Consider the following 25320-nt stretch of genomic DNA (forward strand, 5'->3'; position numbering starts at 1 on the left):
CCGTACCCGTGCGGGTCAGCCGGTGAGGGAGAAGGCCTCGCCGTAGACGCTCCAGTGGAGCGGGGTGTTCAGGTCGAGGTTGCCCTCGTTCAGGAAGCGGCGCTGGGCCGTGCTGACCCGGGTGGTGTCGCTGTGCGCCTCCTCCTTGCGCATCTCCTCCTCACGCGCGTCGAGGAAGGCCTTCAGATAGGCCTTCTCGTCTCCGCCCCGGGACGGCGGCAGGGCGCGGGAGAGGGCGACCGAGCGGATGTCGCGGAAGCCGGACTCGCCGTGCATGACGGCGGCGTCGTAGTAGGCGAACTGCCCCAGCGCGCGCAGGCCGTCCTGCTTGGCCTGGGAGACCGCGGGAGTGAAGTAGACGCGGTCGCGCTCCTCCTCCTGGGTCTGCTGGAACACGGTGTCCTGCGCCGCCTGGCGCCAGGCGTTCGTGAAGCCCGGGTCCAGGCCCTCGTGGGAGTCGGTGCCGTCCACCGCGCGCAGGGCGCCCAGGTAGCGGGCGAGCGGGTTGCCCGGCTTCTTCGCCGTGTAGCGCTCGACCAGCTCCAGCATGTCGCCCGTGCCCGAGCAGAAGCCGATGATGCCGGCGGTGTAGCCGCGCCCGTCGTCGATGTCCTCGATGTACGCGAACTGGGCGCGCCAGTCGAGGGAGGAGTTCTCGAAGGACGACACCAGCTTCATGGCGACCTCCTTCTTGCGCGGGTCGTCGAGGCCGGTGCCGGAGGACGGGGGCGGGGTCGTCGCGCCCGCGCCGTACGCCTCGACCTCGTAGAGCGAGTAGCCGTACGGCGTGCCGCGCTGCGTCCCGAAGACGCGGAGGTAGCGGCCGGTTCCGTTCACGCTCAGGTCGTCGGTGCCGCCGTCGCCGGTGGTGGTGGCGTGGATCTGGCGCCAGGTCGAGCCGTCGTCCGAGAGCTCGACGCGGTACGCCCTGGCATAGGCCGCCTCCCACTTGAGGACGACCCGGCCGAGGGTCGTCGCCGAGCCGAGGTCTATCCGGATCCACTGGTTGTCGACGCCTTCGGCGCTTGCCCAGCGGGTGGAGGCGGAGCCGTCCACGGCCTTGGCGCCGCCGAACGAGCCGGACTCGGTGGAGGAGGTGGTGACGGGGCGGTTCGCGGCGAGGTTGACGGCCGCGGCGGTGGCGGACGTGAGGCCGGCCAGGGTGGGGAGCAGGACGCCGGTGGCCGCGGCGGCGACGAGGGCCGCGAGGCGGCGGCCGCGCAGCGCGTTGATCGTGGGGGGCATGTCACTCCATCTGGTGGGAATCGCGGGGGACTCGGGGACGGCGGAGCGCCAGACTGATAGGAAAGCTTCCTATCGTTTGGTGGACGTGAGGCTAGGGCGCGCGCTGCCGGGGCGCAAGGGCCGCGGAGGAAAAGGGAGTTGGGGGAGACGGCCATCGGCCGGCAGGACGGCGACGACACCGGGGCGTACATCCTGGTCGACGGCGCACGGCGCACGGCGCACGGCGCACGGCGCACGGCGCACGGCGCACGGCGCGGGGTGCGGGGTGCGGGGTGCGCGGCGTACGGCGTACGGCTCGTCGGCCACGGCGAGGGACGGACCCGCACCGACGAGCCGGGCCCTCCGGTGCTCTAGGCCCGGCCCGCCCGGACCGCCGGGGCCGTCGAGTGGGGGAGCAGGTCCGCGGGGCGCTCCGGGCGCAGGACCTCCACCGCGACCTCCTCGCGGAAGCGGTACGGGCGGTGCGCCAAGACCCCCGCCAGGTTCCGCCGCACCCGGGACATCTCCGCCCGCACCGTCACCGTCCGCGTACGGTCCCCGAAGACGTCGTCCGCCAGTTCCGCCGCCGTCCGCCCGTCGCGGTGCAGCGCCAGGACGTACAGGAGCTCCGCGTGACGGGGGCTCAGCTCCTGCTGCCAGCTGCCCGCCACCCCCGAGACCGCCACCGTCCAGCGGCGCGGCCTGCTCAGGTCCAGGACCACCCGGCTCGCCGCCTCCGCGCCCGGCTCCTCGGGCCGAGCCTCCTCCTCGACCCGCAGCAGCCAGCCGCCCGGCAGCGGTTCCACCGCGCACACGCCCAGCGAGGGCAGCCAGACCCGGCCGGCCCGGAACGACTTGGGCAGCGCGATCCGGTCCACCGGCGCGAGCCCGGTCACGGCCGCCGTCCAGCCGTGGGCGTCCACGGCGACCGCCCGGCCGCCCACCCGGCACAGGATCGGCGCGGCCACGGCACGCAGCCGCTCGATCGACCGGCGGTGCCGCTCCCGCATCTCGGCCTCGGCGAGCTGCGCCACCGAGCCGACCAGCGCGAGCATCGCCGGATGGAAGCTGGACGCGGGGCCGCTCACGTCCAGGATCCCCAGGAGCCGCTGGTCGCGCGGATCGTGCACGGGCGCGGCGGCGCAGGTCCAGTTGTGCAGCGCCTGCACGTAGTGCTCGGCGGAGTGCACCTGCACCGCCCGGCCCATGGCGAGCGCCGTCCCGACCGCGTTCGTCCCGGTGGCGTGCTCGGACCAGGCGGCGCCCTCCTCCAGGCAGATGCTGTGCGCCTGCCGCAGCACCGAGAGGTTCCCCTGGCGCCACAGCACCCGGCCGTGCTCGTCGGTGACCACCATGATCTGGAGGGAGGCGTCGGCGATGCCGGCGAGCCCGCCGCTCAGCGTCTGCATCACCTCGGAGAGGAGCGTGGTCCTGCGCCGCTGCTCCAGCTCGTCGCGCCGGAGCAGCACGGAGCTCGTGCTCTGGTCGGGGTCGAGGCCGAGCCGGGCCATCCGCTGCCAGGACGCGTCGATCACCGGGCGGGGCGCGATCGGGGGCCTGCGGCCCGCCAGGGTCTCCTCGCGCACCCGGTGCAGCAGCCGGGTGGCCTGAGCGGCGTCCATGGCGGCGAGCCGCTTCATGTCGAGCTGCGTGTTCTTCATCGGTCTCTCCCAGCCACCCGGGGTGCTGTATCGGTTCTGCACAGGGCAGATGTCCGGAGTGTCGGTGCCCATCGTGCCGTCCGGGACCGCCGGGCGAGGCCCGGTTCGGGTAATCCTGCAACCCTTTGCAACTCTGGCGATCCACCGGCCCCCTGAGTGAGGGTGGTGAGAGCGGCGGGTGGTGCCGTGTCGGCGCAGCACCACCCCCGCTTTTCCGCGCGTACCGGCCCGACCGAACACCCCTCGGGCCCACCCCTGGTACGCGCGGACAGTACTTTCGTACGACTCCTCGGAACGTACGACTCCTCAGACGGCGTACGACTCCTCAGAACTTTCGTGCGACCCCTCAGACCTCCACCCGCGCCCGCTCCACCAGCGCCCGCAGGTCCAGCGTGTGCGGGAGCGTCCCGAACGCAGCGCCGCCGTCCCCGCCGAGCCGCGCCGCGCAGAACGCGTCCGCCACCTCCGGCGGAGCCCACCGCACGAGCAGCGCACCCTGGAGCACCAGTGCCAGCCGCTCCGTGAGCCGCCGCGCCCGCGCCTCGATCCCCTCCAGATCCGCGAGTTCGACGAGCAGCCCCCGGATCGCCCGGTCGAGCCGGTGGTCGGCGCCCCGCGCCGCCCCCACCTCCCGCAGCAGCGCGTCGAGCGCGGCGGGCTCGGTCCGCAGCGCCCGCACCACGTCGAGCGCCTGCACGTTCCCCGAGCCCTCCCAGACCGAGTTGAGCGGCGACTCCCGCAGCAGCCGGGGCATCCCCGACTCCTCCACGTAGCCGTTGCCGCCCAGGCACTCCAGCGCCTCCGCCGCCACCGGCACGCACCGCTTCGTCACCCAGTACTTCGCCGCCGGCACGGCGATGCGGAGCAGGGCCCGCTCCCGGTCGACGTCGCTGCCGCCCTCGGTACCGGCGACGTCGTAGGCCGCCGCGAGACGCATGCCCAGGACCGTCGCCGCCTCGGACTCCAGAGCCAGATCGGCCAGCACGTTGCGCATCAGGGGCTTCTCGACGAGCGGCCCGCCGAACGCCGAGCGGTACGAGGCGTGGTGCACGGCCTGCGCCACCGCCTGCCGCATCAGCGCCGCCGAGCCGAGCACACAGTCGAGCCGGGTCGCCGTGACCATCCCCATGATCGTCCGGATCCCGCGCCCCTCCTCGCCGACCCGGTGCGCCCAGGTCGTCCCGTCGAACTCCACCTCGGCGGAGGCGTTCGACCGGTTGCCCAGCTTGTCCTTGAGACGCTGGATCGCGAAGGCGTTGCGCGAGCCGTCCGCGAGCACCCGGGGCACCAGGAAGCAGGTCAGCCCCGCCGGAGCCTGCGCGAGGACCAGGAAGGCGTCCGACATCGGCGCCGAACAGAACCACTTGTGCCCCGTCAGGACGTACTCGCCGTCGGCCGCCAGCGGCCGGGCCTCCGTCGTGTTCGCCCGGACGTCGCTGCCGCCCTGCTTCTCCGTCATCGCCATGCCGAGCAGCGCCCCCGGCTTCTCCGCGACCGGACGCAGCTCCCGCTCGTACACGTGCGAGAGGGCCGCCGGCTCCCAGACGGCTGCGAGCTCCGGTTCGGCGCGCAGCGCGGGCACCGCGGCGTGCGTCATCGACAGCGGGCAGCCGTGCCCCGCCTCCGCCTGCGAGACCACCAGGAAACCGGCGGCGCGCCGCACATGACCCCCCGGACGGTCCCACGCGTGCGTGAGCCCCGCCGAGACCGACCGCCCGAGGAGCCGGTGCCAGGCCGGATGGAACTCGACCTCGTCGATCCGGTGCCCGTAGCGGTCGTGCGTCCGCAGCCGGGGCGGATTCCCGTTCGCCTGCTCGCCCCACTCCCGCACCTGCGCCGAACCGGACGCCCGGCCGAGCAGCGCCAGCTCCTCGCGCGCCTCCGCCAGGAGGTCCGGCGCGAGGTGCCGTCCGACCGCCTCCGTCAGTGCCCGGTCGCTCGTGAAGACGTCGTATCCCAGTAGGGGAGGGGCCTGGTTGGTCACGGTGTGGGTGCTCGCTTCCATGCCGATACGGTAAGCAGGTGCAGGCAGCAAGAGAAACACCCGACCGGCCCGAGCGGCGGCCCTGGAGCAGGCTCCACCGCGCGCGCGTCCTCTACCGCAACGTCTCGAAGCGGAAGATGGTCTGGCTGCTCCTCAAGGACACCGTCAACTCGTGCATCGAGTACCGGATCCTCGGCCTCGCCGCCGAAGCCGCGTTCTTCACCCTGCTGTCCCTGCCGCCCCTGCTGCTCGGCCTGATCGCCGTCCTCGGCTACGCCGACGACTGGACCAACACCGACACCGTCGCCAGCATCCGGGAGAACATCCTCCACGCGGCCGGCACGGTCCTCTCCGACCGGGGCGTCCACGAGATCGCCGAACCGCTCCTCGACGACATCACCCAGGGCAAACGGCCCGACCTGATCTCCCTCGGCTTCGCCATCGCCCTCTGGTCGGGATCGCGCGCGGTGAACGTCTTCATCGACACCATCACCGTCATGTACGGACTCGACGGGCACCGCGGCATCGTCAAGACCCGCCTCCTCGCCCTGCTGCTCTACATCGTGGCGCTGCTCATCGGCGCCGTGGTGCTGCCGCTCGCGGTCGTCGGCCCCGACCGCGTCGTCGAACTCGTCCCCTGGGGCACCGAGGTCGTCGCCGTCCTCTACTGGCCCGCCGTCATCCTGCTCTCCATCGCCTTCCTCACCACGCTCTACCACGTGTCCGTGCCCGTCAGATCGCCCTGGATCGAGGACATCCCCGGCGCCCTCGTCGCCCTCGGGATGTGGGTCCTCGGCAGCTTCCTGCTGCGCATCTACCTGACCAGCCAGGTCGAGGGACCGACGATCTACGGCTCGCTCGCCGCCCCCATCGCCGTCCTCCTCTGGATCGGCATCTCGGCCTTCGCGGTCCTCGTCGGCGCCGCCGTGAACGCCGCCATCGACCGCGTCTGGCCCTCCGTCGCCACCGCCGCCGCCCGCGAGGCCAACGAACGGGCCCGCGCCGTCCAGGCCGCCGAGCTCGTCGCCCGCGTCCGGGCCGAGGCGGAGGACGTCGACGAGGACGACCCGGACATGCCCTCCGAGTTCCCCGAGCGCTGGTCCCGGTTCCTCCCCCCGGACGACGTGAAGTCCCGCCTCCACTCGGGCTGGGAGAAGGACTGACCCCTCCGCGGGCCGGGGCGGCATAGGCTCGAAGGATGTACGAGGAGCGCCCCGCCCTGCTCGACGGAGCCGTGCTGTGGACCCGGACCGCCGCCGGACCCACGGCGGAACGGCCCGTGCTGCCCGACGGCTGCATGGACCTGATCTGGGCCGACGGAAGCCTCCTCGTCGCCGGACCCGACACGCGCGCGTACGCGCCGGCCGAGTTCGCCGCACGGTACGCGGGCATCCGCTTCGCCCCCGGTGACGCCCCCGGCCTCCTCGGCGTCCCGGCCCACGAACTCCGCGACCGGCGCGTCGCCCTCGGCGCGCTGTGGGGCGAGGCGGAGGCCCGGAGGCTCGGCGAGCGGATCACGGAGGCCCCCGACCCGGCCGCCGCCCTGGACGCGCTCGTCCTGCGCAGGGCGGCCGGCGTCTTCACGCCCGACCCGCTGCTCCGCGCCGTCGTGGCACGCCTCGCGGCGGGCCGGCCGGTCGCCGAGACGGCCCGGGAGGTCGGGCTCGGCGCCCGGCAGCTGCACCGGCGCTCCCTGGACGCCTTCGGCTACGGCCCCAAGACCCTCGCCCGCGTCCTGCGCCTCCAGCGCGCGCTCGCCCTGGTCCGGGCCGGCGTGCCGTACGCCGAGGCCGCCGTGCGCGCCGGCTGCGCCGACCAGGCCCACCTCGCCCGTGAGACCCGGGCCCTGGCCGGCACGACCCTCGGCGCCTACGCGCGTGCGGTGGGAGCGTCGGCGAAGAGCGAGACCCCGCTGCCGTCCGGGTCGAGGACCACCGCGTAGCGCTGCCCCCACACGGCGTCCCAGGGCTTCAGATGCCCCCGGTACCCGGCGACGACCAGCTCCTCGTACACCGCGTCCACCTCCGCCGGCGCACCGCACCGGAAGGCGAGCCCGACCCGGTCGCCGCCGACGGGGCGGTTCCAGCCGGGATCGAAGGAACGGACGACGTCCTCCGTGTCCCAGGCGATCCGCAGCCCGCCGGGCAGCACCGCCTCCACGTGCGGGGCGGACTCGGCCCCGGCCGGGACGTCCAGACCGAGGCGCCGGTAGAAGGCGAGCGAGGCGGCCATGTCCGAGACGACGAGGCCGACGAGGTCGAAACGGGGAGTGATGCGGGGTGCTGTGTCCATGACGGCACGGTAGGCGCGCCGTCGGCGGCCGGTCTTGTACGAATCGGACGCGTGTCCCGGCCGCCTCCCGCACCGTCCGGCCCGAGGGCTACGGTCGGGCCATGAGCACGCGCGCGTACGGACGGACGTCCTGGCCCTGGGCCGCGGCGGCCGTCCTGCTGTTCTGGCAGACCTGGTTCCTCTTCCACGTGTACGCCACCGAGCACGCGGCCGTCCGCTGGGACTGCGACTCCGAGGGCTGCGGCACGAACGACCTCGCGGGCCCGGCGATCCCCTTCGCGGTGATCTCGGCGCTCCTCGCGGCCGTCCTCGCCGCCCCGTACCTGGGCCTCGGCGGCGCCGGCGTCGGCGCGCTCCTCGCGGCCTTCGGGCTCCTCGTGCGCCGCGAGGACGACCACGCGCTCCTCGCCGCCTACGGCATCGCCGCGCTCGGCGTCGCCCTCGTCCTGGCCGGCGCGGTCCGCGCCGTCCGCCGCGGGCCGACGGCCGAAGCGGAGGGCGGGCCCCCGCGCCCGCGCGGCCGCCCGGCCGCCCGGCCGTCCCGGCCCTGCTGCGCCTGCTGGTCGCACCGGCGACCCTGCTCGCGGCCGTCCCCGGGACCCTCGCGGTCACCGGGCTCGTGCACGGGGCCCTCGACGGGCCGCGCTGGATCATGATGCTCGGCCTCAACGCCACCGTCGCCCTGCTCGTCGCGCTCGGCGCGGCCCGGCTGAACCACCGCCCCGGCGTCGCACAGGGCCCCGTCCCCGACGAGACCGCCGCCCACGCGCCCGCCCGGCTGAACGCCCTCACCACCCGCGGGACCGCCTTCGTCTTCGACCTGACCGTGCGCCCCGCCCGCGGCGCCCCGTACCGGATCGAGGTCGAGCACCCCCTCGACCTCCAGGACATCCGCGTCCACGGCGCGGCTCTCGTCCGCCACGACCCCCGCCGCCCCTGGCTGGTCGACCTGCCCTCCCACCCGTCCGCCGCCGAACTGACGGCCGCCCGCGCAGCCGCCCGCACCGAGGACCCCGAGCCCGCCCCACGCGTCTGGACCCCGCCCCCGGGCGCCCCGGTCCTGCTGCTCACCGGGATACTCACGGCGGTCCTGGTGACCCTGCTCGCCCGGGCCTGAGCCGCGGCCTACGCCCGGGCCTGAGCCGCGGCCCGCGTCATGGCCTGAACTGGCGCCTGCGTCATGGCCTGAACAAATCCGTGGCGCGCGCGGACCGCTCCGTCTACGGTGAACCCCGTACAAGATCGCGAGAAGACGCGATCGCGAAAGACACAGGAGGTGTGACCGATGGCTGTCGTCACGCAGGGCCTCGCCCCCACGCGGAAGTTCATCCACACCACCTCCGCGGCCACCGGCTGACCTCACTCTTCCGTCTTTCAGCGCCGGGGCCGCCCCTTGAAGGGTCCCCCTTGTCTTTCCCGCTTTCCTCCCTCTCTTCCTCCTCCTCTTCGCTCGACGCCCACGGCTGGGACTCCGGCTGGGCCTCCGCCTTCGCGCCCTACGCCGCCCAGGGACTCGTCCCGGGGCGCGTCATCCGCGTCGACCGCGGTCAGTGCGACGTCGCCACCGACGAAGGCGTCATCCGCGCCGACACGGCCTTCGTGACCCCGCACGACCCGCTGCGGGTCGTCTGCACCGGTGACTGGGCCGCCGTCGACCCGGAGGGCGTCAGCGACCCCCGGTACGTACGGGCGTGCCTGCCGCGCCGTACGGCCTTCGCGCGTTCCACCTCCTCCAAGCGGTCCGAGGGGCAGATCCTCGCCGCCAACGTCGACCACGCCGTCATCACGGTCTCGCTCGCCGTCGAGCTCGACCTCGGCCGGATCGAACGCTTCCTGGCCCTGGCCTGGGAGTCCGGCGCCCAGCCGACCATCGTCCTCAGCAAGGCCGACCTCGTGCCCGACCCGGTCGGGCTCTCCTACCTCGTCGAGGACGTGGAGACGGTCGCGCCGGGCGTGCAGGTGCTGCCGCTCAGCTCCACCACCGGAGAAGGGCTCGACGTGCTCGCCGCCACCGTCGCGGGCGGCACCACCGTGCTGCTCGGCGTCTCCGGCGCCGGCAAGTCGACCCTCGCCAACGCCCTGGTCGGCGAGAACGTCATGGACGTCCAGGCCGCCCGTGACGTCGACGGCAAGGGCCGGCACACGACGACCACCCGCAACCTGTTCGTCCTGCCCGGCGGGGGAGTCCTCATCGACACCCCCGGACTCCGCGGCGTCGGGCTCTGGGACGCCGAGACCGGTGTCGGCCAGGTCTTCTCGGAGATCGAGGAGCTGGCCGGGAACTGCCGCTTCCACGACTGCTCCCACGAGTCCGAGCCGGGCTGCGCGGTGGCGGCGGCGATCGAGGAGGGCTCGCTCCCCGTGCGCCGCCTGGAGAGCTACCAGAAGCTGATCCGCGAGAACCGCCGGATCGTGGCCAAGACCGACGCCCGCGTGCGCGCCGAGATGCTCAAGGACTGGAAGCGCATGGGGCGGGAGGGCCGCACGGCCATGGAGATCAAGCGCGGCGGCCGGGGGCGGTAGGCCCCTGCCGGATGCTGTCGGACCGACGTCCCGACCCCCGAGCGCGGTGTCCGAAAACCGCGAGCCGGGTCGGGACGGCTCCCGCACACTGGGAGTCATGAGGGACGACGACACCCGCTACGAGGCGGTCAGCAGCAGGGACGCGCGATTCGACGGAGAGTTCTTCTTCGCCGTCCGCACCACCGGGATCTACTGCCGGCCCAGCTGCCCCGCCGTCACGCCCAAGCGGCAGAACGTCTCCTTCTACCCGACGGCCGCCGCCGCCCAGGGCCACGGCTTCCGCGCCTGCCGCCGCTGCCGGCCCGACGCCGTGCCCGGCTCCGCCGAGTGGAACGTCCGGGCCGACGTCGTCGGACGCGCGATGCGGATGATCGGCGACGGCGTCGTCGACCGCGAGGGCGTGCCCGGACTCGCCGGACGCCTCGGCTACAGCACCCGGCAGGTCCAGCGCCAGCTCACCGCCGAGCTGGGCGCCGGGCCCGTCGCGCTCGCCCGCGCCCAGCGGGCGCACACCGCGCGGCTGCTGCTCCAGACGACGGCACTGCCCGTCACCGAGATCGCCTTCGCGGCCGGATTCGCCAGCGTCCGCCAGTTCAACGAGACGATCCGCGCCGTCTACGCCCGCACCCCCAGCGCCCTGCGCGCCGAGGCGGGCAGCGGCGCGGGAGCCCGGACCGCGCTCGCCGCCGGAGTGCCGCTGCGGCTCGCCCACCGGGGCCCGTACGCGGCCGGCGAGGTCTTCGACCTGCTCGCCGCCGAGGCCGTGCCCCGGGTGGAGGAGGTCGTCGGCACCCCCGGCGGCCGCACCTACCGGCGTACCCTCCGCCTCCCGTACGGCACCGGGGTCGTCTCCGTGGACGAGCGGTCCGGCGGACGCTGGCTGGAGGCCCGGATCCACCTCACCGAGCTGCGCGACCTGACCACCGCCGTACACCGGCTGCGCCGCCTCTTCGACCTCGACGCCGACCCGTACGCGGTCGCCGAGCGCCTCGGGGCGGCCCCCGGGCTCGCCGCCGAGGTGGCCGCCCGCCCGGGCGTGCGCTCCCCGGGCACGGCCGAGCCGGAGGAGTTCGCGCTGCGGACGGTCCTCGGCGCCGAGGAGTCGGCCCGGCTCGTCGAGCGGCACGGCACCCCGCTGGCCACCGCCTGCGGCACCCTCACCCACGTCTTCCCCGAACCGGCCGCCCTGACCGGCCACCCCGTCGCGGGCCCGCTGGCCCGCGCCCTCGCCGACGGAGCCGTACGCCTCGACCCCGGCGCCGACCGCGACGAGGCCGAGCGCGCCCTGCTCACCGTCCCCGGCGTGACCGCCGAGGCCGCGGCGCTGATCCGGATGCGCGCCCTCGGCGACCCCGACGTGCCCCCGAGGGACACCCCGGACACGGAGGACTGGCGCCCCTGGCGCTCCTACGCCGCGCGCTACCTGGAGCCGGCCTCCCCGGCGGTGTAGGGGCTGCGCGGCGGATCAGGGTCGGACAGGCCCTGGGACCCTAGTCCTCCAGGCCCCAGCTGTGGACCCGGCGCGGATGGATCCGGATGACCTCCTCGCTGAAGTGCGGGCCCAGGGCGTGCGGGCCCACGAGGAGCTCCGCCTCGCCGCGGATCTCGACGCCCCGCACCCGCCAGGGGCGGACGCTCGCGAGGTCGTCGACGACCAGCGCCACTCTGGGGTTCTGGCGCAGATTGCGCCACTTCTTCGTCTGCCCCATCCGGAGTCCGCCCACCAGGACGGTGCCGTCCTCCTGCGGGAAGAAGCCCACCGGATTCGCCTGCGGCTGCCCGGACGGGTCCACGGTCGCCATCCGGGCGAGCTTCCGCCCTTCCGTGAGATAGGCGCGCTCGGCCTCGCTGAATCCCTCGAAATCCCTCATGTGTCCAGGATCGCGCGGTCCCGCCGCCGACGGATCGGCCCCGGGACGGGTCCCGACTCGGACCTCCGGCCTAGGAGTGTTCCGGCCAGAGTCCACGGGGCGCCTAGGGCCTGTCTTTCGGATCATGCCGGGCTCGCGGGGCCTGGCACGCACGCTCGCCGCGTTGTCGTCGGTCGCCAACGCTCCGCGTTGACTCCCTCCTCCGCCTTGCGATCGCACGCACCAGGCCCCGCTCCCTGATCCGGCCTGATCCGAAAGACAGGCCCTAGCCCCAGATCACCGCCCCCGCCCACGCGCCGACGATCAGCAGGCAGGCGAAGAGTTCGACGAGCACGCTCGTGCCGGCCGCGCGCATCACGGCCCGGGTCGCCGCCCTCGCCTGGCCGTGGCCGCCCAGGCGGAGCCGTTCCGAGAGGTAGATGCCGCCGACGAAGCCGGGGATCGCGCCGATCACCGGGATCAGGACGAAGCCGAGGGCGGCGCCCGCCCCCGCGTACGCCACCATGCGCCGGGTGATGCCGACGCCCCGGAAGCGGCGCGGCGGCAGCTGCCAGACGATCACCTGGGTCAGGAGCAGCAGGCCGGTCGAGGAGGCCAGCAGGATCCAGGCGAGGTCCGTCCGCTCGTGCAGCGACCACCAGAGCATCGCCGCCCACACCAGCCACGTCCCCGGCACGCCGGGCGTCAGGACCCCGAACAGACCGAGCAGCATCACCGTAGCGACCATCAGGAGCTGCCACACACCCACGCTGCCCAGCGTGCACGACGGTACGGATTTCCGCAGGTCGCACGGGGCGTACGGGGGACGCGACGGGGCGCGCCGGACGGTCAGGCGGCCAGGGGCAGCGCGGCGGCCACCGCGTCGCGCTCCTTGCGGGCGAGCAGGGGGAAGATCAGCTTCAGGCCCGTCCCGCCCTCCGCGGGGCACACGACGAAGGAGGAGTTGACGATCCGCTCCTTGATCTCCGAGCGGACGAGGCCCGCGCGCGCGAGCGTCACGGTGTGCTCCACCGGCTTCGCGAAGACCGGGTCCGCCCGGTGGACGATGATCCGGCGGTCGGTCATCGTGAGGTACATCGGCACGGGCGTGGGTATCACCGCCATCGCACCGGCGGAGGCGATCGCGGAGGCCACCGCGAAGGCCGTCGTCCGACCGACGGAGACGCTGCTCAGGTTCACGACGGCCGTCACCTCGACCCGCTCGCCGGGTTCGAGCAGGGGGTGGACCGTGGCCAGCAGCGCGCGACGACGCCTTCCGTTCATGGGGGCTGAACTCCTGAGGTGCAAGGGGAACCGGACGCTCACCCTCCCACGGGCCCCGGCGTCAGCCGCGGGCGACCCAGCCCTTCTCGTACGCGTGCCAGCCCAGCTGCAGCCGGGTCGTCACCCCGGTCAGCTCCATGAGGCCCTTCACCCGCCGCTGTACGGTCCGCAGCCCCAGGTCCAGCTGCTTGGCCACGCTCGCGTCCGTCATGCCGGCGAGCAGCAGCGACAGGATCTCCAGGTCCATCACGTCCGGGCCCGGCGCCTCGTCCTCGGTGATCTGCGCGCCCGCCCCCAGCCGCAGCGGCAGCGCCTCCCGCCACACCGACTCGAAGAGGCCCATCAGCGATTCGAGGAGCCCGCTCGCGTGCACGACGATCGCGGCGGGCTCGGCACCCCGGCCGGTCAGCGGCACCATGGCCAGGGACCGGTCGGCGACGACCAGCTTCGTGGGGACCCGGTCCGCGACCCGGATCCTCTCCTCGCGACCGAGCGCCGCGGACAGTTCGAGCAGCCCGCTCGGCAGGGTGAGCACCTCGCGCTCGATCACCACCCGGTAGCGGACCCCGCGCCCGGCCGCCTGCTCCTCGGCGTCGTTCTCCATGCCGGAGACCGCGATCGGCTTGCCCGTCACCAGGGCGCAGACCTCCTCCTGGGCGCCCAGCTGGAGCTGGAGGAAGCGGTGGGTCACCGCGCTCGCGCCGGTCACCACCTCCACCAGGTCGTGCACGGCCGCCTCCGCCGCCTCCGCCCGGTACTCCTCGGCGAGCAGCTTGGCCGCCAGCTCGGCCTGCTCCAGCTCGTGGCGCTGCTGCGTGAGCAGCGCGCCGAGCGCGACCCCGGGCGGCGCCGCGACCCACCGGCCGGTGCGGGCGGAGGACTGCGCCGCGAGCCCCTGCGACTCCAGGCGGCGCAGCGCCCGCTCGGTGTCCTGCTCGGGCAGGGCGAGCCGGTGCGCGAGGTCGGTGACCTCGGCCGCGCCCAGCGCGACCAGGGCGCGGTACGCGGACTCCTGGCGCTCGTCGAGTCCTATCGCTCCCAGCATGGATGCCCCACCCCTCGCCGTACCTCCGGCGGGCGTCCCGGACCTTCCAGGGACGTTCACCGGAGGCATTCGTTCCGTTGGTGACCTGGCGGGAAACGGCCACGGCGTATTCCCGCCTCTCCCATCATCCCTGTACCGCCCTCACCTCTGCCAATGTGGCGCCACCGCAGCACCAACAGCCTCCGGAGAAGGGCGTCTTATGCCCTTTTTCCGGATTCAGATGGGGAGAGCGATGCGCCCGATTTCGCGTACGGCCCTGGGGGCGGCGACCGCCGTCGTCCTGGCCGTCACCGCGGTCGCGCCGTCCATGGCCGATGAGCCGCAGGACGACACGGCCGGCAAGCGACCGCTGGTCGGCAGCGAGGCCTCGGCCCGCGCCGGCGACGGAGCCAGGACCGCCACGGTGACCCTCGTCACCGGCGACCGCGTCCTGGTCACCCGCGACGCCGAAGGCAATCCGGCGGCCACGGCCCTGCCGCGCGAGGACGGGACGGTCCCGCTGGTCCAGACCCGCCGCTCCGGCCGAGACCTGTACGTCTACCCCGAGGACGCCACCGCCGCGCTCGCCGCCGGGCGGGTCGACGAGGAACTCTTCAACGTCACCGGTCTGATCCGCCAGGGTTACGACGACGCCGCCACCACCACGCTGCCCCTGATCGCGGTCTACGGCTCCGACCTCGCCCGCTCCGTCCCCGCGGCCCCCCGCGGCGCCCGGCGCGGCCAGGTCCTCAAGGCCGTCGACGGCGTCGCGCTCAAGGCGGAGAAGAAGCAGGCCGCCACCTTCTGGGCCGAGATCAGCACTCCGACCGCCCGCTCCTCCGGCCTGAAGAAGCTCTGGCTCGACCGCAAGGTCGAGGCCACCCTGGAGCAGTCGACGAAGCAGATCCACGCCCCCGAGGCCTGGGCCGCCGGCTACGACGGCAAGGGCACCAAGGTCGCCGTCCTCGACACCGGCGCCGACGCCGAACACCCCGACCTCAAGGGCCGCATCGTCGCCTCGGAGAACTTCACCGACTCCGACACCACCGGCGACCACCAGGGCCACGGCACCCACACGATCTCCACCGTCGGCGGCTCCGGCGCCGCGAGCGACGGGAAGAAGAAGGGCGTCGCCCCCGGCGCGGACCTCCTCAACGGCAAGGTCCTCAACGACTCCGGCTCCGGCGCCGCCTCCTGGATCATCGCGGGCATGGAGTGGGCCGTCGCCCAGGGCGCCGACGTCGTCTCCATGAGCCTCGGCAGCCAGGTCCCCACCGACTGCACCGACCCGATGAGCGTCGCGGCCGAGGAACTCGCCCAGAACGAGGGCACGCTGTTCGTCATCGCCGCCGGCAACTCGGGCCCCACCCTCAACACGGTCTCCTCGCCCGGCTGCGCGCCCAGCGTGCTCACCGTCGGCGCCACCGACCGCGACGACTCCACCGCGTGGTTCTCCAGCCGCGGCCCGACGATCGTCAACCACACCCTCAAGCCCGAGATAGCCGCGCCCGGCGTCGGCATCTCCGCCGCCGCGGCCGGCGGCCGGGGCGTATACGCGTACCAGTCCATGTCCGGTACGTCGATGGCCACCCCGCACGTCGCGGGCGCCGCCGCCATCGTCAAGCAGCGCCACCCCGACTGGACCGCCCAGCAGATCAAGTCCGCGCTCGTCGCCTCCGCCGACAGCGGCGTCCCCGGCGACGTCCGCGAGGTCGGCGGCGGCCGCCTCGACGTCAAGGCCGCCATCGACCAGACGGTCCTCGGCGCCCCCGCCGTCCAGGGCGGCACCTTCAACTGGCCGCAGGACAGGACCGACCGCACCACGGTCTCCGTGCCGTACACCAACACCTCCGACGCCCCGGTCACCCTGAACCTGGCCGTGGAGAAGGTCACCGGCAACGACGGCTCCGCCGTCCGGTCGACCGTCGCCCGCCTCGGGAAGCGCACCGTCACCGTTCCGGCCGGCGCCACCGTCGAGGTCCCGCTCGACCTCGCCCCCGACGCCCGCCTGGAGCGCGCCCAGTACGGCGACGTCACCGGCCGCGTCGTCGCCACCGGCAAGGGCGGCGTCCACGTCTCCACCCCGTTCTCGCTCTACGTGGAGCCCGAGACGGTCACCCTGCGGGTCAAGCTGATCGACCGTCAGGGCAAGCCCGCCGACGGAGCCTCCTCCCTCGACGTCATCGGCACCGACACCGCCAGCGGCGAGCGCCGCTTCAACGAGGGCGCCGCCGACCAGGTCTACCGCCTGCGCCCGGGCAGCTACTTCCTCTCCTCCTTCGTCGCCACGCCCGACGCGGGCGAGGGCGCCACGCTGAACGACTCGCTGAGCTACCTCGGCCGTCCGCAGCTGGAGCTGAAGAAGGACACCACGGTCGTCCTCGACGCCCGCAAGGCCCACAAGCTGTCGATCAGGACCGACAAGGCCTCCGAACTCCGGGGCGCCACCCTCGCGTTCGCCCGCTCCTGGGACGACTTCTGGCTGCACTCCGGAACCGCCACCGGACCGCGCACCATCCGCGGCTACTACGCCTCGGTCGAAGGCGGGGCCGACGACGGCGACTTCGAGTTCGGCAGCTACTGGCGGGCCGCCGCCCCGCAGATCACCTCGCTGCGCACCGCCGACGGTCTCACCCTGCACCCGCTGACCGCCTCGATCGGCTCCGACAACCTCGACGGCACGGGCTCCGCCCGCCTCGTCGACGCCGGAACGGGCACGCCGGACGAGCTGAAGGCCGCCGGGGTCCAGGGCCGTATCGCCCTCGTCCGCCTCCCGGACGACTCCACCGGCGCGGGCACCCTCGCCCGGAACGCCAAGGCCGCCGGCGCCGTCGCCGTCGTCACGTACCACTCGGCCCCCGGCCGCTGGTACCCGACCGGCGGGTTCACCGGCCTCGGCCTGCCCGTCCTGTCCGTCCCGTCCACCGAGGCGACCGCGCTCCTGGGCAAGCTGACCGCCGGCGAGGTCACCCTCGCCTGGAAGGCCACGGCGAAGAGCCCGTACCTCTACAACCTCGCCTTCCCCGAGACCGGCGCCCTCCGCGGCGACAAGGACTACCGGGTCCGCGACGACCGGCTGGGCCGCACGGAGTCGACCTACGGCTCGGCCGGCATCACCACGGACTTCACGGACTTCCCGGCCGCCTACCGCCCGAACGGCGTCGCCGTCTCCTTCGGCTCGCTGGAGACCGTCCCGGCGCCCGGCACCCGCACCGAGTACTACTCCGCCGGTGACACCACCTGGCAGCAGATGGTCAACAGCAGCTTCCCGTTCGGGGAGATCATGATCGGCGCCCGTCACGCCTACAAGCCCGGCGAGAAGCGCACCGAGAAGTGGTACGACGGCGTCATCGCCCCCACCGCGCCCCGCGACACCGCCGGCAGGCCCGTCCTCGTCTCCGAGCGCCAGGGCAACCTCATCGGCTTCGCGAACGCCATGTGGGGCGACAGCACCCACCACGCCGAGCCCGGCTCCTTCGGCGACATCGGCAACCTGAGGCTGAGCCGCGACGGCGAGCTCATCGGCGAGACCGGCTGGCCGTTCGGTGTCTTCGAGGTACCGGCCGAAGCCGGGACGTACACGCTCGAACAGAACACCATGAAGATCGGCAGCAAGGTGTGGGCCCGCTCCACATCCGTCAACTCGGTGTGGGAATTCACCTCCAAGCTTGACGAGAGCGTCTATTCTCAGGGCATCCCGATTCTCTTCCCCCGGTACGACCTTCCGGAGGACGGACTCAAGACCCTCGCCGCGACCGACGGCCAGCACATCGGCCTCACCGCGACGGGTCACGCGGGCTACACTCCCGCAGCGCTCACCTCGGCGAAGCTCTCGTACTCCTACGACGGGGGTACGACCTGGACCGAAGCGCGGGTCTCTCAGCAGGGCGGCGGCTGGACCGCGACCGTGAACCACGCGGGCGCGACCGGGAAGCAGGTCACCCTGAAGACCGAACTGACGGACGCCAACGGCAACTCCGTCACCCAGACCGTGGTCCGCGCCTACGACGTGCGCTGATCACGCCGGTCCGCCGGGCGTCCTTCCCGTGGGGGGTGGGGTCGCCCGGCGGACCACCCATTTGCAGCAGCGGTTTTCCTGATGTCCCGTTTTCCGGCGCCGTGCGCGGTGGACAATAAGGGCATGACTCAGCAGGGGGACAACTGGTGGGACAAGCTCTACGACGAGTCGGAGCCGGACGCGGCCCCGACGGTCTCGGGTGACTCGCTCGACGACCACTTCGACACGACACCCCGCGCGGCGCCGGGCCGGCCGGACCCGTCACCGGCGCAGGTCCCGGTGAACCGGGCCCCGGCGCCCCCGCCCGCCGCACCGCCACCGCCGAGCACCCGGCCGACGCCGCCCCCGGCTCCCGTCGCCGCCGGGCCGGGCAGCCCGCCGCCCGAGCCGAGCGCCCCCCGCCCGCCGTCGCTGCCTCCGGTGGCCGCGGCGCCGGGCAGCCCGCCGAAGCCCCCGGCCCCGCCCGCGCCGAGCCCGCCGCCCGCGCCCCCCGTGGCCGCCACGCCGAGTCCGCTTCCCCCGTCGCCCGTGGCCGCAGAGTCGGGTCCGCCGCCCGCGCCCCCCGTGGCCGCCGCGCCGAGCCCGCTTCCTCCGCCCGCCGGGCCGAGCCCCCGGTCCGTGCCGCCCGTGAACGGGCCCGCGCCCTGGGAGGCGCCCGAGGGGGGTGGGCCGCGGACCTTCCCGGCCCCGCCGCCGCCCCCGCCGCCCCCGGTCGCCCCGCCTGTCGAGACGCCGACCGTCCAGGTGCCCCTGCCCCAGGAGCCGGACCACGAAGAGCCCGGATCCGACGCCCACGACCTCACCGTCGAGGTGGCCGTGTCCGTGCCGCGGCCCAGGACCGGCTTCGTGGGCAGCAGGCCGCCCACCTACGAGCCCGAACCCACCGCGCTGCCCGTCGCCCGGCCCGGCGAGCTCGCCGAGCTGGTCGCCGACACCGTCCTCGACGGCGCCCGCTACGGCACCTGCACCCTGCGCGCCGCCTCCGTACGCGGCGACTCCGCCCGCTTCCGGGGCGAACCCCGCCGGGACGCCCTGCTCACCGCCCGCTTCGGACACGACGAGACCGCGCTCGTCCTCGTCGCCGTCGCCGCCGGCTCCCGCACCGCCGAGGACGCCCACCTCGCCGCCGCCGACGCCTGCCACTGGATCGCCGAGGCCGTCTGCCGCAGCCACGCCCGGCTCTCCGAGGACATCAGGTCCGGCCGCCGGGGCGACCTCAAGTCCGGACTCCACCGGCTCACCGACCGGACCTACGGCAAGCTGCGGGCCCGCGCCGCCGAGCGGGGCCTCGCCCCCGACGAGTACACCGCGACCCTCCGCTGCCTCCTCGTCCCCGCCGACCCCGAGTGCCGCACCCGGGTCTTCTTCGGCATCGGCGGCGGCGGTCTCTTCCGGCTCCGCGACGGCTCGTGGCAGGACCTCGAACCGCTCCTGCCCGGACCGTCCGCCGCCATCGGCGCCCCCGTCGTCGGCTTCGGCTCGCCGCCCGCCGTCCAGGAGGCGACCGAGGAGGGGGACAGGCTCACCATGGACCTCGGCATCACCACCGCGCCGCCCCTCGTCGAGGAGCCCGTCCCGCCGCCCGCCGAGCCCTTCCGCTTCCGTGCCTCCGTGGCCCGCCCCGGCGACACCCTCCTCCTCGCCTCGCCCGGACTCGCCGAGCCGATGCGCGGCGAGCCCGCCCTCGCCCACGAGCTCGCCGCCCGCTGGGCCGAGGCCGAGCCGCCCGGCCTCGCCGCCTTCCTCGCGGACACCCAGCTCAGGGTGACCGGGTACGCCGACGACCGTACGGGGGTGGCCGTCTGGGAGGCGTAACCCGCCGTCTCGTGTGTTGATGGAGCCATGGCCAGACAGAACGTGGCGGAACAGTTCGTCGACATCCTCGTGCGCGCGGGCGTGCGGCGGCTGTACGGAGTGGTCGGCGACAGCCTGAACCCGGTCGTCGACGCGATCCGTCGTACCCCCGCCCTCGACTGGATCCAGGTGCGGCACGAGGAGACCGCTGCCTTCGCCGCGGGCGCCGAGGCCCAGATCACCGGCGGCCTCGCCGCCTGCGCGGGCTCCTGCGGGCCCGGCAACCTCCACCTCATCAACGGCCTGTACGACGCCCACCGTTCCATGGCCCCGGTCCTGGCCCTCGCCTCGCACATCCCGTCGAGCGAGATCGGCCTCTCCTACTTCCAGGAGACCCACCCCGACCAGCTGTTCCGCGAGTGCAGCCACTACAGCGAACTCATCTCCAACCCGAAGCAGATGCCCCGGCTGGTCCACACGGCGATCCAGCACGCCGTCGGCCGCGGCGGCGTCAGCGTCGTCTCACTGCCCGGCGACATCGCCTCCCAGCCGGCCCCGGAGAAGTCGGCGGAGACCGCGCTCGTCACCAGCCGGCCCACCGTCCGCCCCGGGGACGCCGAGATCGACGCCCTCGTGCGGATGATCGACGCCGCCGACCGGGTGACGCTCTTCTGCGGCAGCGGCACGGCGGGTGCGCACCCCGAGGTGATGCAGTTCGCCGAGCGGATCAAGGCGCCGGTCGGCCACGCCCTGCGGGGCAAGGAGTGGATCCAGTACGACAATCCGTACGACGTCGGCATGAGCGGTCTGCTCGGGTACGGCGCCGCCTACGAGGCCACCCACGAGTGCGATCTGCTGATCCTGCTCGGCACCGACTTCCCGTACAACGCCTTCCTGCCGGACGACGTCAAGATCGTGCAGGTGGACGTCCGGCCCGAGCACCTCGGCCGCCGTTCCCGGCTCGACCTGGCCGTCTGGGGGGACGTCCGCGAGACCCTGCGCTGTGTGATCCCCCGGATCCGCGCCAAGACCGACCGCCGTTTCCTCGACAAGATGCTGAAGAAGCACGCCGACGCGCTGGAGGGCGTCGTCAAGGCGTACACCCGCAAGGTCGAGAAGCACGTCCCGGTGCACCCCGAGTACGTCGCCTCCGTCGTCGACGAACTCGCCGACGACGACGCGGTCTTCACGGTCGACACCGGCATGTGCAACGTCTGGGCGGCCCGCTACCTCTCGCCCAACGGGCGGCGCAGGATCATCGGTTCGTTCAGCCACGGCTCGATGGCGAACGCCCTGCCGCAGGCGATCGGCGCCCAGTTCACGGACCGGAACCGGCAGGTCGTCTCGCTCTCCGGCGACGGCGGCTTCTCGATGCTGATGGGCGACTTCCTGACCCTCGTCCAGTACGACCTGCCCGTGAAGGTCGTCCTGTTCGACAACTCCTCGCTGGGCATGGTCGAGCTGGAGATGCTGGTCGCCGGACTCCCCTCGTACGGGACGACGAACAAGAACCCGGACTTCGCCGCCATCGCCCGCGCCGCCGGGGCCTACGGCGTCCGGGTCGAGAAGCCCAAGCAGCTGGCGGGCGCCCTCAAGGACGCCTTCCGGCACAAGGGACCGGCCCTGGTCGACGTCGTCACCGACCCCAACGCGCTCTCCATCCCGCCGAAGATCAGCGCCGACATGGTGACCGGTTTCGCGCTCTCCGCGAGCAAGATCGTCCTGGATGGGGGAGTGGGCCGGATGCTCCAGATGGCCCGGTCCAACCTGCGCAACGTGCCGCGGCCCTGAGGGACTTTCCGGACACTCCGCTCACCCTCCGCCATCACCTCATGAATGCGGACGGTGATGCGGGGCATGCATCCCCGTGAGCCTGTTCGACGCGACCTGTGGGTGGGGGATATGGCCGGGGAGGCACGACAGCCGACTCAACTGCTCAGAAAGGTGGGATGCGCGGATCTCACCGCGGTGCCGGAGGTACGACATGCTCTGCGTGAACTGCTGCGCAAGTGGGGCGGGCCGGGCGCCTCCGACGTGGCCGAACTGCTCACCAGCGAACTGGTGACGAACGCCCTGGTCCACACCGAGCACGGGGCCGTCGTGACCGCGACGGTCGTCCCCGAGCAACTGAGGGTCGAGGTCCGTGACTTCGTGCCCGGACTCACGAGACCGCACGTACCGCCCGCCGACGACGGTACGCACGGCCGGGGACTCGTCCTCGTCCAGGCCCTCGCCGACTCCTGGGGGGTCGAGGACCACGGGGTGGGCAAGGTGGTGTGGTTCGAACTGAACGGCGGGGCCGCCTGAGAGGCGGCCCCGCCGTACACCTTCGTCTTCCCGTGCTCAGCCGAACTGCTGCTCCAGATCCTTGAGCTTGCGCTCCAGGGAGTCGAGGCGGGGCAGCGCCTGGGTGTCGTCCTCGGCGGTGAGGTCCACCGTCCGGGACTCGCCGGGCCGGGGCTCATCGCCCCGTACGGCTTGCAGGGAGGGCCGGGGTCGAAGCGGCAGCTGTCCGGGGTCCGCTATGGCGGGCTCCGCGACGGCGGCCTGCACGGCGGCCGTCGCGGAGCCCGAACCACTGCCCGCACCCGGGCCGGGACCCGGACCGGCCGCGGCGTTGAGCGCCGCCATCTCGACCTGGCGTCCGCCGCCGCGGCCGAGCCCGAAGGCGCGGTGCTGACGGTTGATCGCCTTGAGTCTCGCCCGGTCCAGCTTGACCTGGTCGCGCCGGCGGAGCCGGTTCTGCTCCTTCTCCCGCCGGTCCTCGCGCACCTCGTCGACCGCCTCGTCCAGGGTCCGTACGCCCTCCAGGAGCATCAGGGACCAGGCCGCGAAGGTCTCGCGGGGTGCCCGCAGCCACCGCACGATGCGGATCTGCGGCAGCGGGCGGGGCACCAGGCCCTGCTCGCGGAGCGCGGCCCTGCGGGTCTGCTTCAGCGCCCGGTCGAAGAGGACCGCCGCCGAGAGGGACATGCCCGCGAAGAAGTGCGGAGCCCCGTCGTGACCCATGCCGCGCGGTGCGTGCACCCAGTTGAACCAGGCCGCCGCACCCGCGAACAGCCAGACGAGCAGGCGCGAGCCGAGGGCCGCGTCGCCGTGGCTGGCCTCGCGGACCGCGAGCACCGAGCAGAACATGGCGGCGCCGTCGAGGCCGAAGGGGACGAGGTACTCCCAGCCCCCGGCGAGGTTCAGGTTCTGGCGGCCGAAGCCCACGAGGCCGTGGAAGGAGAGCGCCGCCGCGACGGCCGCACAGAGGAAGAGCAGCCCGTACGAGGCGAATCCGTAGACGGCCTCCTTGCGTCTGCGACGCTCCTCGCTGCGTTCCCAGGAGTCGTCGGCCGCGGCCTGGTCACCGGCGCGCTTCCCGCGCGCGAGCACCGCCACCGCCGTCAGGACTCCGGCCACCATCACGCCGCCCGGAAGCAGCCAGTCCAGCGATATGTCGGTCAGTCTCATGCGGTGTCCCTTGCATCGCAGTAGGGCGTTTGGCGGCCCATACTGGCCGACCCCGTGGGGCGCTCAAGGGGTTTCCGGGCAAGAGCACGCCATCGGGGTCGCAGGGCATACGAATAGGTGCGATCTGGTCGAACGCCCATGCAGGGAAAGGTGATTGAGTTCGATTCCCGTCACTCGAAAGGGTGGCGTAATCGCGGCCGCGGGCCGGGAGCCTCAGGCGGCCGTGGTCAGCCGGCGGACGCGCTCGGCGTCACAGGTGCGCGGGCAGGTGAGGCAGGTGTCCTCGGGGCGCAGGGTGTAGAAGAAGCAGCAGGTGGCCCGGTCGCGGGTGGTGCGCGGAGCGCCGTCCGGCCCCTCGGTGCCGGCCAGTTCCCGGAAGCCGGCCCCGCCGGCGTACGGCTTGTACGGCTTGGGGGTGCCCGGCAGGAGGAGTTCCAGCTCGGCCATCGCCCGCGGCTCCTCGCCGAGCAGGGCCCCGACGTACCAGAGGCCCTCGACGATCTCGTCCGTGGCCATGCCCCACAGGGCCCGGCGGCCCCGCCGCATCCGGGGCCCGAAGCCGTCGAGGACGGCCTCGAAGTGCTCGGCGAGCGAGGCGCGCACCTCGGCCCGCAGGGCCTCCTCGTCGGCGACGACCCGGGCGCCGGGCAGGTCGGCGGCCGGATCTCCCGGCAGGCAGGCGAACTCCTCGATCCGGACCGCCATGCTGCCGAGCGCGCGCTGGAAGGCGACGTTCCGTGCGGGGAGCCGGGGTACCCGGCGGTCCAGGAACCAGGGCACGGTGACGAGGAGACAGGCGGGCCACGCGTACCGGTGCAGTCCGAAGCTCGCGACGACGTCGGGGCGGGCCTGGGTGCCGTAGTCCCGCAGCACCTGCGCGTCGTCCCAGGCGAGGAAGGCGTCGAGGTGGGGGCCGCCGGCCGCGAGTTCGTCCGCGCCGACCCAGCCCGCGCCGCGCGGCAGTCGCTCGTCCCGGAGGGGTTCCTCGATGCGCAGGCCGGCGTAGACCTCGGCGAGCCGGGCGTAGGAGGCCGCGACGGGCGAGGCGGGGGGTGCGGGCAGCAGAGCGGGGACGGTCATGGGGGACCACCGAATCGCGAGCGTGGGCAGGTTAGCCTTACCTTACCCGATTCGGGGTGGCCTCTCACCACCGCCGAACCCCTCCCACCTGCGGGGCAGCCCGTATGCCCCGGATGTCGGTCCGTTCGCCTATGGTGCACAGAGGACCCGGGCGACGCGAGCCGGGCCCGGCACGAGGCCGCAGGAGGACCCGGGTGGAGCAGGGCGCAGCGCGCGAGCGGGCGACGGAGAGGCCGTCCCCGCCCTTCGGCGACGCCGCACGCGCGGAGTCCGTACGTCCCGGGCCGCCGTTCCCCGAGCCGTACACGGAGCCCGTACGCGTGCCCGAGCAGGCGCGCGGCACGGACGCGGCCCGCGGCGCCGAGCACGCCAGGGGCGAGCACACCCACGACGACCCGGCGGCCCTCGGCCCCCGCACCGTGCGCAGACACTCCGTCCGCGGGCAGATCCTCGAAGCCCTCCGCACCGCCCTCGTCGGCGGTGAGCTCCGTCCCGGCGAGGTGTACTCCGCCCCCGCCCTCGCCGAGCGCTTCGGCGTCTCCGCCACCCCCGTGCGCGAGGCCATGCAGCGCCTCGCCGTCGAGGGCGCCGTCGAGGTCGTGCCGAACCGCGGCTTCCGCGTCACCGAGCGCACCCCCCGCGAGCTCGCCGAGCTCGCCGAGGTCCGCGCGCTGATCGAGGTCCCCGTCATGCTGCGGCTCGCCCGCACCGTCCCGGCCGCCCGCTGGGCCGAGCTCCGGCCGCTCGCCGAGGCCACCGCGACCGCCGCCGCCCGCGGCGACCGCGCCCACTACGCCGAGGCCGACCGGGCCTTCCACCGGGCCGTCCTCTCCCTCGCGGGGAACGAGCAACTCCTCGCCGTCGCCGACGACCTCCACCGCCGCTCCCAGTGGCCCCTGATCAGCGCGCCCGCCCTCCGCCACGGCGTCCTCGTCGCCGACGCGGCCGAGCACACGGCCCTGCTCGACGCCCTGATCGCCCAGGACCTGACGGTCGTCCAGGCCTTGGTGCGCGAGCACTTCACCGGATCGGAGTGCTGAGCCGGCCCCGCAGCCGAAGGTCGTCCGGACCCTGGTTCACCGGATCGGAGTCCTGAGCCCCCCGGACGACTAAGGTCGAAGGCGTCAGCC

22 protein-coding genes are annotated in these 25320 nt (G+C 73.9%); 12 read left to right on the forward strand and 10 right to left on the reverse strand.

The window, feature by feature from the left end:
- Positions 1-15 precede the first annotated feature (15 nt).
- Positions 16-1245, reverse strand: coding sequence for a chitosanase (locus tag IE237_RS41735; RefSeq protein ID WP_189806849.1), 1230 nt, complete (start codon positions 1243-1245; stop codon positions 16-18).
- A gap of 138 nt (positions 1246-1383) precedes the next feature.
- On the opposite strand from IE237_RS41735, the gene IE237_RS38435 reads away from it, so the two are divergent.
- Entirely contained in the window at positions 1384-1599 is a 216-nt protein-coding gene (locus IE237_RS38435) for a hypothetical protein (protein ID WP_189806850.1), read from the forward strand.
- Here IE237_RS38435 and IE237_RS38440 read toward each other — a convergent pair.
- A complete protein-coding gene (locus tag IE237_RS38440) occupies positions 1596-2885 on the reverse strand; it encodes a GAF domain-containing protein (RefSeq protein ID WP_189806851.1) in 1290 nt (429 codons plus the stop codon). The two genes, IE237_RS38435 and IE237_RS38440, sit on opposite strands and share 4 nt — an antisense overlap.
- Positions 2886-3231: 346 nt before the next feature.
- Positions 3232-4890 carry an acyl-CoA dehydrogenase family protein gene (locus IE237_RS38445; protein WP_189806852.1) on the reverse strand — a complete coding sequence of 553 codons (1659 nt, stop codon included), beginning with the start codon at positions 4888-4890 and terminating at the stop codon, positions 3232-3234.
- A gap of 17 nt (positions 4891-4907) precedes the next feature.
- On the opposite strand from IE237_RS38445, the gene IE237_RS38450 reads away from it, so the two are divergent.
- Together IE237_RS38450 and IE237_RS38455 are read left to right on the forward strand one after the other, a co-directional pair.
- Complete coding sequence (locus IE237_RS38450; protein WP_189806853.1) at positions 4908-6032, forward strand: YihY/virulence factor BrkB family protein; 1125 nt, start codon at positions 4908-4910, stop codon at positions 6030-6032.
- A gap of 35 nt (positions 6033-6067) precedes the next feature.
- Positions 6068-6811, forward strand: coding sequence for a helix-turn-helix domain-containing protein (locus IE237_RS38455; RefSeq protein ID WP_189806854.1), 744 nt, complete (start codon positions 6068-6070; stop codon positions 6809-6811).
- On the opposite strand, the gene IE237_RS38460 is transcribed toward IE237_RS38455, so the two are convergent.
- Positions 6739-7161, reverse strand: coding sequence for a VOC family protein (locus tag IE237_RS38460; RefSeq protein ID WP_189806855.1), 423 nt, complete (start codon positions 7159-7161; stop codon positions 6739-6741). The two genes, IE237_RS38455 and IE237_RS38460, sit on opposite strands and share 73 nt — an antisense overlap.
- Before the next feature lie 101 nt (positions 7162-7262).
- On the opposite strand from IE237_RS38460, the gene IE237_RS38465 reads away from it, so the two are divergent.
- The 4 genes from IE237_RS38465 to IE237_RS38480 all read left to right on the forward strand — a co-directional run bounded on the left by IE237_RS38465 (position 7263) and on the right by IE237_RS38480 (position 11134).
- A complete protein-coding gene (locus IE237_RS38465) occupies positions 7263-7817 on the forward strand; it encodes a hypothetical protein (RefSeq protein WP_189806856.1) in 555 nt (184 codons plus the stop codon).
- A complete protein-coding gene (locus IE237_RS38470; RefSeq protein ID WP_189806857.1) occupies positions 7781-8278 on the forward strand; it encodes a hypothetical protein in 498 nt (165 codons plus the stop codon). The genes IE237_RS38465 and IE237_RS38470 overlap by 37 nt, the downstream gene beginning before the upstream one ends.
- 290 nt (positions 8279-8568) lie before the next feature.
- Positions 8569-9684: a ribosome small subunit-dependent GTPase A gene (gene rsgA, locus IE237_RS38475; protein WP_189806858.1), complete on the forward strand. Its 1116-nt coding sequence runs from the start codon at positions 8569-8571 to the stop codon at positions 9682-9684.
- Positions 9685-9781: 97 nt separating this feature from the next.
- Complete coding sequence (locus IE237_RS38480) at positions 9782-11134, forward strand: DNA-3-methyladenine glycosylase 2 family protein (protein WP_189806859.1); 1353 nt, start codon at positions 9782-9784, stop codon at positions 11132-11134.
- A gap of 40 nt (positions 11135-11174) precedes the next feature.
- Here the strand turns inward: IE237_RS38480 and IE237_RS38485 are convergent, their stop codons facing one another.
- The 4 genes from IE237_RS38485 to IE237_RS38500 form a co-directional block, all read right to left on the reverse strand.
- Positions 11175-11555 carry a PPOX class F420-dependent oxidoreductase gene (locus IE237_RS38485; RefSeq protein WP_189806860.1) on the reverse strand — a complete coding sequence of 127 codons (381 nt, stop codon included), beginning with the start codon at positions 11553-11555 and terminating at the stop codon, positions 11175-11177.
- Positions 11556-11820: 265 nt separating this feature from the next.
- A complete protein-coding gene (locus IE237_RS38490; protein ID WP_189806861.1) occupies positions 11821-12303 on the reverse strand; it encodes a DUF456 domain-containing protein in 483 nt (160 codons plus the stop codon).
- Positions 12304-12383: 80 nt separating this feature from the next.
- A complete protein-coding gene (locus IE237_RS38495; RefSeq protein WP_189806862.1) occupies positions 12384-12818 on the reverse strand; it encodes a hypothetical protein in 435 nt (144 codons plus the stop codon).
- A gap of 61 nt (positions 12819-12879) precedes the next feature.
- Positions 12880-13863 (reverse strand): helix-turn-helix transcriptional regulator, encoded by a 984-nt coding sequence (locus tag IE237_RS38500; RefSeq protein ID WP_189806863.1) that lies wholly within the window; start codon positions 13861-13863, stop codon positions 12880-12882.
- A 232-nt stretch (positions 13864-14095) separates the two neighbouring features.
- Between IE237_RS38500 and IE237_RS38505 the strand changes: the two genes are divergently transcribed.
- From IE237_RS38505 to IE237_RS38520, 4 genes are all read left to right on the forward strand, one after another.
- Entirely contained in the window at positions 14096-17860 is a 3765-nt protein-coding gene (locus IE237_RS38505; RefSeq protein ID WP_189806864.1) for a S8 family serine peptidase, read from the forward strand.
- Between the two features lie 81 nt (positions 17861-17941).
- Complete coding sequence (locus IE237_RS38510; RefSeq protein WP_370468346.1) at positions 17942-19675, forward strand: protein phosphatase 2C domain-containing protein; 1734 nt, start codon at positions 17942-17944, stop codon at positions 19673-19675.
- 27 nt (positions 19676-19702) lie between these two features.
- Positions 19703-21445 carry a pyruvate dehydrogenase gene (locus IE237_RS38515; RefSeq protein ID WP_189806866.1) on the forward strand — a complete coding sequence of 581 codons (1743 nt, stop codon included), beginning with the start codon at positions 19703-19705 and terminating at the stop codon, positions 21443-21445.
- A 111-nt stretch (positions 21446-21556) separates the two neighbouring features.
- Positions 21557-21961 (forward strand): ATP-binding protein, encoded by a 405-nt coding sequence (locus IE237_RS38520; RefSeq protein WP_189806867.1) that lies wholly within the window; start codon positions 21557-21559, stop codon positions 21959-21961.
- A gap of 36 nt (positions 21962-21997) precedes the next feature.
- On the opposite strand, the gene IE237_RS38525 is transcribed toward IE237_RS38520, so the two are convergent.
- Together IE237_RS38525 and IE237_RS38530 are read right to left on the reverse strand one after the other, a co-directional pair.
- Complete coding sequence (locus IE237_RS38525; RefSeq protein WP_189806868.1) at positions 21998-23110, reverse strand: DUF2637 domain-containing protein; 1113 nt, start codon at positions 23108-23110, stop codon at positions 21998-22000.
- A gap of 213 nt (positions 23111-23323) precedes the next feature.
- The gene (locus IE237_RS38530; protein WP_189806869.1) at positions 23324-24190 is read right to left on the reverse strand and encodes a (2Fe-2S)-binding protein; all 867 of its coding nucleotides are present in this window, start codon (positions 24188-24190) and stop codon (positions 23324-23326) included.
- A 194-nt stretch (positions 24191-24384) separates the two neighbouring features.
- Here IE237_RS38530 and IE237_RS38535 point away from each other — a divergent pair, with 194 nt between their 5' ends.
- On the forward strand, positions 24385-25230 hold the full coding sequence (locus tag IE237_RS38535) for a GntR family transcriptional regulator (protein WP_189806870.1): 846 nt from the start codon (positions 24385-24387) through the stop codon (positions 25228-25230).
- The last annotated feature ends 90 nt before the right edge of the window (positions 25231-25320 follow it).

Origin of the sequence: Streptomyces tanashiensis (assembly GCF_014648895.1) — a bacterium.
GTDB classification, from domain to species: Bacteria; Actinomycetota; Actinomycetes; order Streptomycetales; family Streptomycetaceae; genus Streptomyces; species Streptomyces tanashiensis.

Excerpts from the sequence above, each read along its gene's own strand:
- IE237_RS38440 (WP_189806851.1), bottom strand. The coding sequence starts at position 2,885 with ATGAAGAACACGCAGCTCGACATGAAGCGGCTCGCCGCCATGGACGCC.
- IE237_RS38465 (WP_189806856.1), top strand. The coding sequence starts at position 7,263 with ATGAGCACGCGCGCGTACGGACGGACGTCCTGGCCCTGGGCCGCGGCG.
- IE237_RS38500 (WP_189806863.1), bottom strand. The coding sequence starts at position 13,863 with ATGCTGGGAGCGATAGGACTCGACGAGCGCCAGGAGTCCGCGTACCGC.
- IE237_RS38455 (WP_189806854.1), top strand. The coding sequence starts at position 6,068 with ATGTACGAGGAGCGCCCCGCCCTGCTCGACGGAGCCGTGCTGTGGACC.
- IE237_RS38445 (WP_189806852.1), bottom strand. The coding sequence starts at position 4,890 with ATGGAAGCGAGCACCCACACCGTGACCAACCAGGCCCCTCCCCTACTG.
- IE237_RS41735 (WP_189806849.1), bottom strand. The coding sequence starts at position 1,245 with ATGCCCCCCACGATCAACGCGCTGCGCGGCCGCCGCCTCGCGGCCCTC.
- IE237_RS38510 (WP_370468346.1), top strand. The coding sequence starts at position 17,942 with ATGTCCCGTTTTCCGGCGCCGTGCGCGGTGGACAATAAGGGCATGACT.
- IE237_RS38485 (WP_189806860.1), bottom strand. The coding sequence starts at position 11,555 with ATGAGGGATTTCGAGGGATTCAGCGAGGCCGAGCGCGCCTATCTCACG.
- IE237_RS38505 (WP_189806864.1), top strand. The coding sequence starts at position 14,096 with ATGCGCCCGATTTCGCGTACGGCCCTGGGGGCGGCGACCGCCGTCGTC.
- IE237_RS38515 (WP_189806866.1), top strand. The coding sequence starts at position 19,703 with ATGGCCAGACAGAACGTGGCGGAACAGTTCGTCGACATCCTCGTGCGC.
- IE237_RS38520 (WP_189806867.1), top strand. The coding sequence starts at position 21,557 with ATGGCCGGGGAGGCACGACAGCCGACTCAACTGCTCAGAAAGGTGGGA.
- IE237_RS38480 (WP_189806859.1), top strand. The coding sequence starts at position 9,782 with ATGAGGGACGACGACACCCGCTACGAGGCGGTCAGCAGCAGGGACGCG.
- IE237_RS38495 (WP_189806862.1), bottom strand. The coding sequence starts at position 12,818 with ATGAACGGAAGGCGTCGTCGCGCGCTGCTGGCCACGGTCCACCCCCTG.
- IE237_RS38525 (WP_189806868.1), bottom strand. The coding sequence starts at position 23,110 with ATGAGACTGACCGACATATCGCTGGACTGGCTGCTTCCGGGCGGCGTG.
- IE237_RS38530 (WP_189806869.1), bottom strand. The coding sequence starts at position 24,190 with ATGACCGTCCCCGCTCTGCTGCCCGCACCCCCCGCCTCGCCCGTCGCG.
- IE237_RS38460 (WP_189806855.1), bottom strand. The coding sequence starts at position 7,161 with ATGGACACAGCACCCCGCATCACTCCCCGTTTCGACCTCGTCGGCCTC.